The organism is Phytobacter sp. RSE-02, from assembly GCF_040578655.1.
GTDB lineage: Bacteria > Pseudomonadota > Gammaproteobacteria > Enterobacterales > Enterobacteriaceae > Phytobacter > Phytobacter diazotrophicus.
On sequence record NZ_JBEULY010000012.1, the window covers coordinates 107579 to 122024 of the forward strand.

The following is a 14446-nucleotide window of genomic DNA, read 5'->3' on the forward strand; positions in this document are numbered from 1 at the left end:
TCACCTCAGAGAAGGAATAAGTGAAGCGGCTTCCCGGTCACAGATAATGGTGACATCGGGATGCAATAACAAAAAAGATGCCGGGAAAAGCGGGTCAATTGCCGTGCATTCATAGAGCTGTTTCATGACGTGCGCTTTTGACTCGCCGTTGGCAATCAGCACAATCTCTTTGCTTTTGAGGATAGTCCCCATGCCAAGGGTAATGGCCTGGCGTGGCACATCTTCACGGCGTTCGAAGAAACGGGCGTTGGCTTCGATGGTCTCGTCATTCAGATCGATAACGTGGCACATCGGGCTATGTGTACTGTGGGGTTCGTTAAAACCGATATGTCCGTCATGGCCGATACCGAGGACTGCGAGATCGAAATTGCCGTGGTCCTGAATCACGCGTTCATAGCGGGCGCATTCAACCGCCAGATCGGCGGCCAGCACATCGGGCACAAAGCGGTTTTCAACAGGCAGGTTGGCATGCTGGTAAAAGTAATTTTCCAGGAACCAGTAATAGCTCTGTGGATCGTCTTTGGTCAGCGGGATGTATTCATCAATATTGAACGAATACGCCCGCGAAAAATCCGCTTCGTTGTCGCGAGCCATGCGGCTCATCTCTTGTAATAAGCCGATTGGCGTGCCGCCGGTGGGCAGCGCCATCACTAAATCCGGTTTACGCTCCAGCGCCTGCGCGACACGTTTTGCCGCCAGCGTGCTCATTTCAGCGTAGTTATCCGTCAGGGTAAAGTTCAGCATCTGTTTTCCTTAACCGCCGATGGTAGCCTTGAGGCCAATATCTTCGGCGTACTGTTTTATCTGAGCGATCATGTCCCGCTGGATGGGCGGGAGATCATGAAGAAGGTAAGGCATACCGAGCTTTTCATATTTGCCGATGCCATAAATGTGATACTCCAGAATATCCACCTGCTGTACGGCGCTGCCGAGGCTGTGGATAAAATCAAGCCGCTTGCGGATATCTTCCGGCTGATCGTTACGCGTCGGGACGATCACCATGCGCGCCAGAATGGGCTTTCCTGTGGCGGCGATCGCTTTTGCGTTTTCCAGGATCAACCGGTTATCCACCCCCGTACAGGCAAGGTGAATTTCCGGGTCGAACGCTTTAAAGTCGTAAGAAACCATATCCACCGTGTCCACCAGGGGCAGCAGCTTGTCACGGCGTATGTTACCGGCAGTGTCGAGACAAAGATGAACACCTGCTGCTTTTAGATGCTGTGCGGTCTGCGTGATAAATTCCGCCTGCAGTGCGGGTTCACCACCGGAGAAGGTCACGCCGCCGTGGCTTTCATCGTAAAAGGCTTTATCGCGTAACAGCAGATCTGCCAGTTCGCGGGAGGTCATCTCTTTACCGACTTTTTCGTAGGCGTCGTAAGGGCAAATATCGACCATCTCGAGCAGGTTGCTACACTGCTTACGATCAATATTCACCCCCTCGCCAGGTGCGGCAAAGGTAATGGCGTTATTCGCTGCCGCCTGCACACAGGAACCGCACTGACGGCAACGTTCTTTAAACCAGAACACGTTAAAGCCAGGCTTGATGGTTTCCGGATTCGCACACCACTGACAGCGCAAATTACACTGCTGCATGAATACGGTACTGCGTATCCCCGGACCATCTTTGGTCGAGTAGCGCTGAATGTGGGATATCAAACCTGTTTTCATGGTGCTCTCCGCCTTACCAGGCCAGTTCTGTACGGGCGATAATCGCATCCTGCGCTTCCGGCATCAGCGTTGAGAACAGCGCACAATAACCGGCCACGCGAACCATCAGGTTCGGATAATCTTCCGGGTGTGCTTTCGCCGCCCGCAAAATATTTGAATCGATAATATTGAACTGGTTATGGAAGATATTTTTCTCGCGGCTGGCCTCCATGAAGGCGGTGAATTTCTCCAGGTTTTCGTCGCCTTCCAGCGCGCTCGGGGTGAATTTCATATTCAGCAACTGACCGCCAGCGATTTTCTGGTTTGGCAGTTTCGAAACGGAGTTAATCACTGCGGTCGGGCCTTCTTTATCCGCACCGAGGCACGGAGACGCGCCTTCGTTTAGCGGCAGAGTTGCCAGACGACCATCCGGCGTTGCCCCTACATCAAAACCGTTCGGTACGTAAGAGGTAATATTGGACGTGGACATGGTATAGCCACAGCCCTTCGGTCCTTTACCGTAGCGATCGGTTTTGTATTTCGGCAGCAGTTTCAGGTAGGACTCGAATACGTCGGCGACAATATGGTCGACATAGTCGATATCGTTACCGAACTTCGGTGCGTTGCGGCACAGCTTACGCACGCGGGCGCCTTCAATGCCTTCGAAGTTACTGTCCATCGCGTCACGCAGTTGTTTGAGCGTCAGTACCTTGTCATCAAAGACCAGTTTTTTCACTGCGGCGAGGCTGTCGCCCACCACGGAAGGTCCGATGTTGGAGGAACTGACAAAGTCATATTCCGCACCGCCGTTTTTCAGGGTTTTACCACGCTCCAGCGAGCAGTTAATGGTCGCAGAGGCAAAGGCATCGGCATCGTGATATTTCAGAGCGCGATCGCATACCAGATCGCAGTCCACCGCCAGATCGGAGTAGAACTCCAGCAACTGGTTCCATGCGGCCCAGACTTCGTCATAAGACTCATAATTGATCTCGCGCCCCTCTTTGCCGTTTATTTTGACCAATTGGACGCCGGTCGCCGGATCGCAGCCGTTGTTCATGACCAGCTCAAGGATTTTGCCGAAGTTCACATAGGTCATGCCGGTGGCGCGATGCCCCCAGCGGCCCGGAATGGCGGTTTCCACACAGCCCATTGAGGCATATTCGCGCGCCACTTCTTCCGTCAGACCAAGGGTCATCATCGCCGGGATCACCACTTCGTCGCAGAAGATAGACGGCATGCCAAAGCCTTTACGGATCAATTTTGCAGCGTCCTGCATCAGTGAATGCGGGGTGTCCCTGGAGAAACGCACACTCAGGTTTGGCTCCGGCAGACCGGTCAGCGCCATGGCTTCCAGCGACAGATAAGAGAGATCGTTGGTGCCGTCAGTACCGTCCGGCTTCATGCCCCCCACCATCAGGTTGGAGTAGAGCGGGTAGCCGCCGCTGTACTGGGTGTGGCCCCACGGACGTACTTTGTTCAGGCTGTTGGTCATGATGAAGAAGTGGGTCAGGATCTCCAGCGCCTTCTCTTTGCTGATTTTGCCGGCGTTAATGTCTGCTTCGTAGTACGGCCAGACGTACTGGTCAAAACGGCCGAAGGAGAAGGAGTGACCGTTACTTTCGATCATCATCAGCAGGTGGGTCAGATAGACCGCTTCCACGGCTTCGTAGAAGCTCTGCGCTTTGCCCTCCATCAGATGGGCGAACATGTCGCTCATTGCCAGCAGCTCTTCGCGGCGTTTGGCGTCGGTGGTTTTCCCGGCTTCTTCTTTTGCCAGTACAGAGAAGCGCTTGCAGTAGTTCAGCGCCGCTTCCATGGTGATGATAACGGCGTGGTAGAAGTCGGTCTGTTCTTCGGTCAGGTCTTTATCTTCGGCCAGATGCTGTCTGGCGATATCGCGCATGCCGCCGTAGCCGACTTCCAGCACGAAATCATGATTGGGGATGATGTGACCGTCACCAGACATGCTGATGCCGCCACGGTGCAGAACGCCCTGTTTCTCCGCCAGTCGGTTAATTTGCGGCAGGTTTGCCAGCACCTCATCCTGGTGAGTTTTACCCTGCCAGTAATCTTGCAACACGCGCAGGCGCGCTTTGGTCTCTTCTGAAACCTGGAAGCTGTCACCGGAGCGTTTGTCGAATTCGTCCAGCTCGTCGATAACCCAGTTGAAGGAAAATTCCGGGAAGACTGGCGCGGCGAAGTTTGCACTGGCCTGGTTACCGACGATCAGCATGTCCGGCTCAATGTAGATCGTCATTTTTTCCAGAATGTCGGCCAGCGCGAGGGCGCGGCGAATAACGATCGATTTCCCTTCTGAGCGTTTGAAGGCGTCGGTAATGATTTCGGCACGTTCCGGGCAGAGGGTCGCCACGCGATGGAACATCTGATCCTGTTTTTTGGCGATACGCGCAAAGTCGCAATCATTGTTGGTGGGTTTGAAGCTGAGCAATCCGTTCATAAATTCCCTCACTGGTGAAATGGTTTTATTGCATTTCATGCCTGAGGTGTGCTTTTGTCAACCACAAAATGATCTATTATGTTCCTTTTGTCACAAAAGAATCCAAATAGAACATTTAAAGGCACAAAAAAGCACAAGCGCCCGTGAAGGGCGCGGAGGGTTATTCGACGCTATCGGCAAGGATGAGTTCAGCACAGTGGCCGTTAAGAAGGGTCAGGACGTCGGCAGAAATACCGCTTTGGCTGATGACGACATCAAAATCGCTCAGTTGGCCATGCCCGGCAAGGAAGGTCTGGCCGAATTTACTTTTATCGGCCAGCAGGAATTTTTGCCGTCCGGCACGCGCCAGCGCACGCTTCACATGGGCATCAGTGATTTTGGGGACCGTCAGTTCCCCTTGTTCGTTGATGCCCTGAGTGCTAAGAAACACTTTGTCGGCATGCAGCGTACTGAAGAACTCAGCCGTGCTAAAAGAGACCATTCCCTGGGTGTCATCTTCATACTCGCCGGGTGCGACAATCAATTTGATGTTGCTGCGGCCCTTGAGCAGGTTAACCACCGGCACGGAGTTGGTGATCACCATGATTTTTTTATCAAAAAGACATTGAGCAAACGCCAGCGCTGTGGTGCCGCAGTCGATAATGATCGTATCACCATCTTCCACCCGTTCAGCCGCTTTTTGTCCAATCAGGTGCTTATCATCAACCATCTGTACGGATTTGAGCTGAAAACTGGGTTCCACGCTGGCACCGCTTGTCAGATACGCGCCGCCGTAGCTGGTTTTCACAATGCCCTGCTTTTCGAAGAAGGAAAGGTCGCGGCGAATGGTCATTTTGGTGACGCCAAACTTCTCCGCCAGGTCATTGACCACGACCTTTTTGTCCTGCTGCAGAATGGCATAGATGCGCATTCTTCTGTCTGATGATTGCATGGTGCGGGTTCGCTAAGAGGAAAAACGCACTATAAAGCACATAAACTGCAGTGACAATATCACTAGAAAGGAACATAAAGAAACACTCCCGGACACTGCCGGGAGTGTTAATGGGTTATTCCCACTCTTGAAGGAAGCGCTGACCGTACTGGTCGGCGACCAGGAGCGCGGCGTACACCTGATCTGCTGTTGCCCCACCCGGCATGTTATGGATGGTTTCGCCTTCGGCACAGGCCGCTTCTGCCACGATGCGCATTTTTGCAGGAATGTCTTCGGTAATATCCAACTGTGCCAGCGTAACAGGCAACCCAACGGCGTGAGTAAGCGCGGCGACGGTTTCAATTTCTTCCGCTGGCGCGTTTTCCAGAACCAGTTGTGTCAGCGTACCAAAAGCGACTTTCTCGCCGTGGTAGTAATGGTGCGCGTCTGGAATCGCCGTCAGGCCGTTATGCACCGCGTGTGCCGCTGCCAGACCGCCGCTTTCAAAACCCACGCCGCTCAGATAGGTATTGGCTTCAATAACGCGCTCCAGCGCCGGGGTGACCACGTGCTGTTCTGCGGCCAGCATCGCTTTTTCGCCCTCTTCAAGCAGCGTGTTGTAGCAAAGCTCCGCCAGCGCTAATGCAGCCTGAGTGCACTGACCACCTGCCATGGTCGTGGCACCGCTGCGCGAACAGGCGCGAGCCTCAAACCACGTTGCCAGCGCATCACCGATACCCGCAGCCAGTAAACGAGCCGGTGCGCCAGCCACAATTTTGGTGTCGACAATGACGCGGTCCGGGTTATTGGGCAGCAGGAGATAACGGTCAAATTCACCGGCGTCGGTATAGATGACGGAAAGCGCGCTGCACGGCGCGTCGGTGGAGGCGATAGTCGGCGCGATGGCAACAGGTACGCCCATAAAGTGCGCCAGCGCTTTCGCGGTATCCAGCGTTTTACCGCCGCCAATACCGAGCACGGCACCGCAATGTGCGCTTTCCGCGATAGCATGCAGACGGTCTATCTCATTTTGTGAACATTCGCCGCCGAAAGGCACTACTTCGCAGGCCAGTCCGGCATCGGCCAGGCTTTTTTGCAACGCCTCCTGGGCAAAACCTAAAACAAATTTGTCTCCCACCACCAGCCAGCTTGCTGCCAGTGGTTTGAGATACTCACCGAGACGGGTGATAACGTCTGCACCCTGAATATACTTACCTGGGGATTGAATAATGCGGTCCATATATTTCCTCCATTGGCGATGCGGGTCACGTACCGTGACCCTGACGCCCGGTTACAGGTTGAGATTGCCAAATGCGTTATTCCAGTCCTGCTCAAACTTCTCTATTGCTGACTCTACCGCAGGGGTATCGAGCATTTGTTGCGCTACATCCAGGGGAAGCGTGATCGCTTCGCAACCTGCCAGCAGGCAATCGAGCGCCTGGCGAGGGGTTTTGAAGCTGGCTGCCAGCACTTTGCTTTCCGGGGCATGTTGTTCCAGCAGGCTTTGCAGTTCTTGCACGGTGCGAATACCGTCTCCGCCCTGAGCGTCGACACGGTTGACGTAAGGCGCCACATATTTCGCGCCAGCCAGGGCGGCAAGCAACCCTTGTGCCGCGCTGTAAACAGCAGTGCCGAGTGTCGGAATGCCTTCTTTTTTCAGAAGCTTAATGGCGGCGAGGCCTTCGGAGGTTACCGGGATTTTGACAACGATGTCGGGTACGGCATTGCTCAGGCGTCTGGCTTCTTCCACCATCCCCTGCGCGTCGCGGCTCATGGTCTGGGCGAACAGAATGCCTTGCGGCCCGATAGCCTTTTGCAGGCGTGGTAACACATCCCAGATGGATTCTTTACCCGCAGCAACAATGCTTGGGTTAGTGGTCACGCCCGCGATGGGGAAGATGCGCGCCAGACGTTCGACTTCTTTCACATTGGCGGTGTCCAGATACAGTTCCATGATGCGTCCTCTTAAAGTTCAAGTTCGTGTTGCAGCAGGCTGGCGATAGCGTCGGCAGAAGCGGCGTTGACCAGCGCGTTGCGGAATTCTTCGTGCATAATGCGGCGGGCCAGGCGTGAGAAAATACGCATATGCTGGTCGCCTGCGGCGTGTTTGTTGAGCGTCAGCATGATGATGAATTGCGCATCGTCATCGCCCCAGCGTACCGGCGCTTTCAGGCGCGCCACACTGATGGTGGACTGCTCAATATGTTCAGATTTGCTGTGCGGAATAGCGAAGCTAAAGCCTAATCCAGTGGAGAAAACCGCCTCGCGCGCCCACAGATCGGCTTCCAGCTTGCGCGGGTAGCGACAACGGCTTGCCAGCAGCAGGTTGTCGGTCATCCCTTTGATCACCTCTTCTTTGCTGCGCCAGTCGCTGTTCAGGGTGATGCACTGGGCGGTAACCAGCGGCGCGTCTTGCTGGGTCATGCGGAACTGCGCCAGCAGATGCTCCACCTCCAGCGAGGTGCGGCAGGCCATTGCCTGATTCAGCAACTGGCGGCAGGCGCGGCTGTCAAGTTGCGCCATCCGCGCTTTGGCGGCGGGAATTGACGGCGCGCTCATGCTGATCTCGTCCAGTCCCAGACCGACCAGCAGCGGGAGCACAGACCCTTTCGCGCCAAGTTCGCCGCACAGGCCAATCCATTTGCCCTGACGGTGCACCGCCTGCACCGCGTAATCCAGCGCACGCAGGAAAGCAGGGTTCAGGCTGTTGTAATGACGCGTGACTTTGGCGTTGTCGCGATCGACCGCCAGCAAATACTGCGTCAGGTCGTTACTGCCAATACTAAAGAAATCAATTTCTTCGCAGCACTGATCGATAATAAACATGACTGATGGCACTTCCAGCATGATGCCGAGCGGGATCTTTTCATCAAACGGAATGTGTTCATTACGTAGCTGCTGTTTGGCCTCCGCCAGCTTCTCTTTGACCCACAGGATCTCTTCCATTGAGGAGATCATCGGGATCATAATTTTCAGCTTGCCGTGTGCTGACGCACGGAGGATCGAACGTAGCTGGGTGGTAAACAGCGTGGCGTACTCTTCATAGATACGCACCGCGCGATAGCCGAGGAACGGGTTGGCTTCGGCAGGAATATTCAGGTAGTCAACGGGCTTATCGCCGCCGATATCCATGGTGCGCACAATAATGTTGCGTCCCTGGGCGGACTCCAGCGCCTGACAAAAAATGTTGTACAGCTCATTCTCATCCGGCGCGCAGGCGCGGTCCATATACAGCATTTCGGTACGGAACAGGCCAACGGCTTCCGCGCCATTGCCAAAGGCCGCCTGTGCTTCCACGGAGTGGGCGATATTGGCGGCAACTTCCATGCGGATGCCGTCAGCCGTGCGCGCTTCCTGGGTCAGCCAGATACGCTGCTGCTCACGCAGGGCTTCCTGGACACGGGCCTCCTGCTGATAGTAACGGGCAACGGGTTCATCGGGCGCAACGATGATCGCGCCTGCGTTGCCGTCGATGTAAACCGTCTGCTGTAGCCACGGCGTTAAGGTTTCAATCTCTACGCCAACCAGTGTGGGAATGTTGAATGAACGGGCGAGAATAACCGTGTGCGAGGTGGTGCCGCCGCTTTTTAACAGCAGGCCTTTGAGAAAGGTTTTGTCCAATTCGAGGAACTGGCTTGGCGTGAGTTCATCCGCCATACAGACCGCGGGTTGGGTGAGTTTTCCCGGCGCCGGAAAGCGCTGTTCGCCATAGATTTGCTGTAAGAGCTGGAAGCAGACATCACGAACATCCAGCGCGCGCTCCTGTAAATAGCTGCTGCTGGAACGGGCGAATTCCTCGCAGAAGTGGCTGGCGCTTTCGACAATCGCCTGAGCGCAGCTTAACCCACGGGAAACACCTGCCAGCAGATGCTGACGCAGTGAAGCGTCACCCGCCAGCGAGCGGTGAGCTTCCAGAATAGCGCTGGTGGCGCCGCCGCTGTCGAGCAGGCGGAACTCAATATTCTTGATTAATAGCGTCAGACCATTATCCAGTGCGGATTGTTCTGTTTCCGCATCTTTAGCGGGTGGCAGGGAACCCAGCGCGTCGAGATCCAGTGAGGAGAGCCGCGTCAGAACGCCGCCTGCGCTGCCGGTGCATACGCTGCGGGCGCGGAAAATCTGCGGATTCAGGTTTGTTAGTGAGGCCGGAAGGGGGGCCAGTTCACTGCTTTTAACCTCCGCCAGCGGCGCATCGCAGTGCGGAAATTCATCACGTAGCCACTGGCTCAGGCGCTGATGGGCTGCCTGTTCGTCGGCCCCAGAAATCAGTAACTGACAACTGTCGCCTGCCAGCGTGTCGGTGCCAATGAGTGCCAGCGCGCTCTTCGCATTACCCTTCCGGTCGGTGCGCAGATTAAGCCACTCAATCTGTGAGGTAAAGGTGTTGCAAAGCGTCTCAACGTGGCTTGCCGGACGTGCATGGACGCCATTGGGCAGCTCACAGGTAAATTCCACAACCAGGGCCATAGCCTCTCTCCCATAACGATTACTTGCTACAGGATAAAAGGCCAACCACTGAAGGTGCCACGCGACAAATCTGCCAAAAACTGGACAAATGTAATGTAACCCTCAAAGTGAGAGATAACTCACAAGTCAATGCATGTCATATAAATTCCGAGATTAACTAAGTTATGAGGCGGATCGCATTTTTGTACTGATATTACAAAAATCCAGTAAATGGCCTTTTTATCCACTGTCTGCACCTTATCGGATTGCCTATTGTTTCCCGCATCAACATTATGGATATGGGCTTTCACTGGCCCGGGAGCGACTTATGAAAGAGTTGGTGCAGATCCTGAAAAACACCCGTCAGCACTTGATGACCGGGGTTTCGCATATGATCCCCTTTGTGGTGGCAGGCGGTATTTTACTGGCGGTCTCCGTGATGCTGTATGGCAAAGGCGCTGTACCCGATGCCGCGACAGACCCTAATCTCAAGAAACTTTTTGATATTGGCGTCGCAGGGCTGACGCTAATGGTGCCTTTCCTTGCCGCGTATATCGGCTATTCGATTGCCGAGCGCTCTGCGCTGGCGCCTTGTGCAATTGGCGCATGGGTAGGCAACAGCTTCGGCGCCGGGTTCTTTGGCGCGCTGATCGCCGGGATTATCGGCGGCATTGTGGTGCACTATCTGAAAAAGATCCCCGTGCATAAAGTGCTGCGCTCGGTGATGCCCATCTTTGTTATTCCTATCATCGGCACCTTTATTACCGCAGGCATCATGATGTGGGGGCTGGGTGAGCCGGTCGGCGCGTTGACCACCAGCCTGACCGCATGGCTGCAAGGGATGCAGCAGGGCAGCATTGTGGTACTGGCCGTTATTTTAGGACTCATGCTGGCTTTTGATATGGGCGGTCCCGTTAACAAAGTCGCCTATGCATTCATGCTGATTTGCGTGTCGCAAGGGGTTTACACCGTGGTGGCAATCGCCGCTGTTGGTATCTGTGTTCCGCCGCTTGGCTTAGGGCTGGCGACGCTGATTGGTCGTAAAAATTTCTCTTCAGAAGAGCGTGAAGCAGGTAAAGCCGCGCTGGTGATGGGCTGCGTTGGCGTAACCGAAGGGGCGATTCCTTTTGCTGCCGCCGATCCGCTGCGCGTGATCCCCTCCATTATGGTTGGCTCTGCCTGTGGCGCGGTAACGGCCGCGCTGTTTGGCGCACAGTGTTATGCCGGTTGGGGCGGCTTAATTGTTCTGCCGGTTGTGGAAGGAAAGCTGGGTTATGTTGCGGCCGTTGCCGTCGGCGCGGTGGTGACAGCGGTCTGCGTGAACGTGCTGAAAAGTCTGGCGCGGAAGAAAGTGTCCCAGGTTGACGAGAAAGAAGACGACCTGGATTTGGATTTTGAAATGAATTAAGTGAGGAATGAGCCATGACTAAGATTATTGCAGTAACCGCATGTCCTTCTGGCGTTGCGCACACCTATATGGCAGCCGAAGCGCTGGAAAGCGCAGCCAAAGCCAAAGGCTGGGAAGTTAAGGTTGAGACTCAGGGTTCAATTGGCCTGGAGAACGAACTGACCGCAGCGGACGTGGCGGATGCCGATATGGTGATTCTGACCAAAGATATCGGTATCAAGTTTGAGGAGCGTTTTGCGGGTAAGACTATCGTCCGCGTCAACATCAGCGATGCGGTGAAACGCGCCGACGCCATTATGAACAAGATTGCTTCGCATCTGGCGCAAACCGCGTAACCATTTGTTTGCCGGATGGCGACCGGCCTACGATGCCAATGCCGTAGGCCGATAAGGCGTTCACGCCGCCATCCGGCAATCGTACCCACAGGAGTTCCTCATGACCAACCGTATTCAACGCCTCAAAACCGCTCTGTTTCAGAACCACCGTGAAATTTCGCTTGAGCGCGCGCAGCTTTACACCGCCAGCCATCAGCAGACGGAGGGAGAACCGGTTATTCTGCGTCGGGCTAAAGCGACCGCGTATATCCTTGAGCATGTTGAAATTTCGATTCGTGATGAGGAATTGATTGCCGGAAACCGTACCGTTAAGCCGCGCGCGGGTATTATGTCGCCGGAAATGGATCCTTACTGGCTGCTTAAAGAGCTGGATCAGTTCCCGACGCGTCCGCAGGATCGCTTTGACATCAGCGAAGAGGATAAACGCCTCTATCGCGACGTGCTGTTCCCGTACTGGGAAAAACGGTCGATGAAAGACTTCATCAACGGGCAGATGACCGATGAGGTCAAGGCTGCCGTCAGCACCCAGATTTTTAGCGTTAACCAGACGGATAAAGGGCAGGGGCATATCATTATTGACTACCCGCGCCTGCTGAACCACGGGCTGGGCGAACTGGCGGCGCAGATGCGCCAGCACTGCCAACAGCAGCCGGATAACCATTTTTATCAGGCCGCGCTGTTGCTGCTTGAAGCATCGCAACGGCACATTCTGCGTTACGCTCTGTTGGCGGAGAAAATGGCGGAAAGCTGCCTGGATGCGCAGCGCCGTCAGGAATTGCTGACTATTGCCGCGAACTCCCGTCATAACATGCAGCACAGGCCGCAGACCTTCTGGCAGGCGTGCCAGTTGTTCTGGTACATGAATATCATTTTGCAATATGAATCCAACGCCAGTTCGCTCTCACTGGGACGTTTTGACCAGTATATGCTGCCGTTTTACCAGGCCTCGCTGACCCAGGGCGAAGACCCGGCATTCTTAAAAGAGATCCTTGAATCACTGTGGGTGAAATGCAATGACATCGTGTTGCTGCGTTCCACCAGCAGCGCGCGCTATTTCGCCGGATTTCCGACGGGATATACCGCGCTGCTCGGCGGGCTGACGGAGAATGGACGCAGCGCGGTGAACGTGCTTTCGTTCCTCTGCCTTGATGCTTATCAGAGTGTGCAGTTGCCGCAGCCGAACCTTGGCGTGCGCACCAACGCGCTGATTGATACGCCCTTTCTGATGAAGACGGCGGAGACGATCCGCCTCGGCACCGGTATCCCGCAGATCTTTAATGATGAAGTGGTCGTGCCTGCGTTCCTGAACCGTGGCGTTTCGCTGGAAGATGCGCGTGATTACGCGGTGGTGGGCTGCGTGGAGCTGTCGATTCCCGGCAGAACCTACGGCCTGCACGACATCGCCATGTTCAATCTGTTGAAAGTGATGGAAATCAGCCTCTACGAAAACGAAGGCAACAGCGCGCTGACGTATGAAGAACTGCTGGCGCATATTCGCGCCAAAATCAGCCACTACATTACGCTGATGGTGGAGGGCAGCAATATCTGCGATATCGGCCACCGCGACTGGGCGCCGGTGCCGCTGCTCTCTTCGTTTATCAGCGACTGTCTGGACAAGGGACGTGATATTACCGATGGCGGCGCGCGCTATAACTTCTCTGGCGTGCAGGGCATTGGCATCGCCAACCTGAGCGATTCCCTGCATGCGCTTAACGGACTGGTGTTTGAGCAGCAGCGCTTAAGTTTTGACGAGTTGCTGTCGGTATTAAAAGGCAACTTCGCCACCCCGGAAGGCGAGAAAATTCGCGCCAGGCTGATCAATCGCTTCGAAAAATACGGCAACGATATTGATGATGTGGATAACATCAGCGCTGAACTGCTGCGCCATTACTGCAAAGAGGTGGAGAAATACCAGAACCCGCGCGGCGGGCAATTTACGCCGGGTTCCTACACCGTCTCTGCGCACGTGCCGCTGGGGTCAGTGGTGGGGGCGACGCCGGACGGTCGTTTCGCCGGGGAGCAACTGGCGGACGGCGGCCTGTCGCCGATGTTGGGCCAGGATATGCAGGGGCCGACGGCGGTACTGAAATCGGTGAGTAAACTGGATAACACGCTGCTGTCGAACGGCACCTTGCTGAACGTGAAGTTTACCCCTGCAACCCTTGAAGGGGAGGCGGGCTTACGCAAGCTGGCGGATTTTCTGCGTGCGTTTACCCAACTCAAGCTGCAACACATCCAGTTTAACGTGGTGAATGCCGAAACATTGCGCGAAGCGCAGCAGCGTCCGCAGGATTTCGCCGGACTGGTGGTACGCGTGGCGGGCTACAGCGCCTTCTTTGTCGAGCTGTCGAAGGAGATTCAGGATGACATCATTCGCCGCACCGCGCATCAGTTATGAGGTGATGGAGTCGCGTGGCGATGAGGTCGCGCGTATCTTCAACATTCAGCGTTATTCACTGAATGACGGACAGGGGATTCGCACGGTGGTCTTTTTTAAAGGCTGCCCGCATACCTGCCCGTGGTGCGCCAATCCTGAATCTGTCTCCCCACGTATTGAAACGGTGCGGCGGGAGAGCAAATGCCTGCACTGCGCGCCCTGTCTGCGCGATGCCGACGAATGTCCTTCCGGCGCGTTTGAGCATATTGGTCGCGATATCACGCTGGATGAGCTGGAACGTGAGGTGCTGAAGGATGATATCTTCTTCCGCACCTCCGGCGGTGGGGTGACGCTCTCCGGCGGTGAAGTGCTGATGCAGGCGCCTTTCGCCACCCGTTTTTTACAGCGCATGAGGCGGCTGGGGATTCAGTGCGCCATTGAAACCGCAGGTGACGCTCCGGCCAGCCGCCTGTTGCCGCTGGCAAAGGCGTGCGATGAGGTATTGTTCGATCTCAAAATAATGGATGCCGTTCAGGCGCGCGAGGTGGTCAATATGAATCTGCCGCGCGTGCTGGAGAATTTACGGCTATTAGTCAGTGAGGGGATCCATGTGATCCCTCGTCTGCCGTTGATTCCAGGCTTTACCCTCAGCATAGAGAACTTACAGCGCGCGCTGACGTTGTTGACATCATTAGGCATAAAGCAGGTACACCTGCTACCGTTTCATCAGTACGGCGAACCGAAATATCGTCTGCTGGGGCAGCCGTGGTTGATGAAGGATGTCCCTGCCCCGTCGGCGCAAGAGGTGGCGGCATTGTGTGAAATAGCAGAATGCGCCGGATTTCAGGTAACCACAGGGGGTTAA

General features: G+C 55.2%; 11 protein-coding genes. 4 read left to right on the forward strand and 7 right to left on the reverse strand.

Annotated features, from left to right (window positions below):
* The 7 genes from nagB to ptsP form a co-directional block, all read right to left on the reverse strand.
* Nucleotides 1–744 carry a glucosamine-6-phosphate deaminase gene (gene nagB / locus ABU190_RS21395; protein ID WP_354692325.1) on the reverse strand — a complete coding sequence of 248 codons (744 nt, stop codon included), beginning with the start codon at nucleotides 742–744 and terminating at the stop codon, nucleotides 1–3.
* A gap of 9 nt (nucleotides 745–753) precedes the next feature.
* Nucleotides 754–1668 (reverse strand): glycyl-radical enzyme activating protein, encoded by a 915-nt coding sequence (locus tag ABU190_RS21400; RefSeq protein ID WP_354692326.1) that lies wholly within the window; start codon nucleotides 1666–1668, stop codon nucleotides 754–756.
* 13 nt (nucleotides 1669–1681) lie between these two features.
* Entirely contained in the window at nucleotides 1682–4105 is a 2424-nt protein-coding gene (locus tag ABU190_RS21405; RefSeq protein ID WP_354692327.1) for a formate C-acetyltransferase/glycerol dehydratase family glycyl radical enzyme, read from the reverse strand.
* Between the two features lie 160 nt (nucleotides 4106–4265).
* Nucleotides 4266–5015, reverse strand: a complete 750-nt coding sequence (locus ABU190_RS21410; protein WP_108702235.1) for a DeoR/GlpR family DNA-binding transcription regulator — start codon at nucleotides 5013–5015, stop codon at nucleotides 4266–4268.
* A gap of 136 nt (nucleotides 5016–5151) precedes the next feature.
* A complete protein-coding gene (locus ABU190_RS21415) occupies nucleotides 5152–6255 on the reverse strand; it encodes a glycerol dehydrogenase (protein WP_354692328.1) in 1104 nt (367 codons plus the stop codon).
* Nucleotides 6256–6306: 51 nt separating this feature from the next.
* The gene (gene fsa, locus ABU190_RS21420) at nucleotides 6307–6969 is read right to left on the reverse strand and encodes a fructose-6-phosphate aldolase (RefSeq protein ID WP_354692329.1); all 663 of its coding nucleotides are present in this window, start codon (nucleotides 6967–6969) and stop codon (nucleotides 6307–6309) included.
* 11 nt (nucleotides 6970–6980) lie between these two features.
* Nucleotides 6981–9482, reverse strand: coding sequence for a phosphoenolpyruvate--protein phosphotransferase (gene ptsP / locus ABU190_RS21425; protein WP_354692330.1), 2502 nt, complete (start codon nucleotides 9480–9482; stop codon nucleotides 6981–6983).
* A gap of 307 nt (nucleotides 9483–9789) precedes the next feature.
* On the opposite strand from ptsP, the gene ABU190_RS21430 reads away from it, so the two are divergent.
* The 4 genes from ABU190_RS21430 (at nucleotide 9790) to ABU190_RS21445 (ending at nucleotide 14446) form a co-directional block, all read left to right on the forward strand.
* Complete coding sequence (locus ABU190_RS21430) at nucleotides 9790–10869, forward strand: PTS fructose transporter subunit EIIC (protein WP_354692331.1); 1080 nt, start codon at nucleotides 9790–9792, stop codon at nucleotides 10867–10869.
* A 14-nt stretch (nucleotides 10870–10883) separates the two neighbouring features.
* Complete coding sequence (locus ABU190_RS21435) at nucleotides 10884–11204, forward strand: PTS fructose-like transporter subunit IIB (RefSeq protein WP_354692332.1); 321 nt, start codon at nucleotides 10884–10886, stop codon at nucleotides 11202–11204.
* Between the two features lie 100 nt (nucleotides 11205–11304).
* Nucleotides 11305–13602 (forward strand): formate C-acetyltransferase, encoded by a 2298-nt coding sequence (locus ABU190_RS21440; RefSeq protein WP_354692333.1) that lies wholly within the window; start codon nucleotides 11305–11307, stop codon nucleotides 13600–13602.
* Nucleotides 13568–14446: a [formate-C-acetyltransferase]-activating enzyme gene (locus tag ABU190_RS21445; protein WP_354692334.1), complete on the forward strand. Its 879-nt coding sequence runs from the start codon at nucleotides 13568–13570 to the stop codon at nucleotides 14444–14446. The genes ABU190_RS21440 and ABU190_RS21445 overlap by 35 nt, the downstream gene beginning before the upstream one ends.

Excerpts from the sequence above, each read along its gene's own strand:
- ABU190_RS21440 (WP_354692333.1), top strand. The coding sequence starts at position 11,305 with ATGACCAACCGTATTCAACGCCTCAAAACCGCTCTGTTTCAGAACCAC.
- ABU190_RS21435 (WP_354692332.1), top strand. The coding sequence starts at position 10,884 with ATGACTAAGATTATTGCAGTAACCGCATGTCCTTCTGGCGTTGCGCAC.
- ABU190_RS21400 (WP_354692326.1), bottom strand. The coding sequence starts at position 1,668 with ATGAAAACAGGTTTGATATCCCACATTCAGCGCTACTCGACCAAAGAT.
- ABU190_RS21430 (WP_354692331.1), top strand. The coding sequence starts at position 9,790 with ATGAAAGAGTTGGTGCAGATCCTGAAAAACACCCGTCAGCACTTGATG.
- ABU190_RS21415 (WP_354692328.1), bottom strand. The coding sequence starts at position 6,255 with ATGGACCGCATTATTCAATCCCCAGGTAAGTATATTCAGGGTGCAGAC.
- ABU190_RS21445 (WP_354692334.1), top strand. The coding sequence starts at position 13,568 with ATGACATCATTCGCCGCACCGCGCATCAGTTATGAGGTGATGGAGTCG.
- nagB (WP_354692325.1), bottom strand. The coding sequence starts at position 744 with ATGCTGAACTTTACCCTGACGGATAACTACGCTGAAATGAGCACGCTG.
- ABU190_RS21405 (WP_354692327.1), bottom strand. The coding sequence starts at position 4,105 with ATGAACGGATTGCTCAGCTTCAAACCCACCAACAATGATTGCGACTTT.
- ABU190_RS21410 (WP_108702235.1), bottom strand. The coding sequence starts at position 5,015 with ATGCGCATCTATGCCATTCTGCAGCAGGACAAAAAGGTCGTGGTCAAT.
- ptsP (WP_354692330.1), bottom strand. The coding sequence starts at position 9,482 with ATGGCCCTGGTTGTGGAATTTACCTGTGAGCTGCCCAATGGCGTCCAT.
- fsa (WP_354692329.1), bottom strand. The coding sequence starts at position 6,969 with ATGGAACTGTATCTGGACACCGCCAATGTGAAAGAAGTCGAACGTCTG.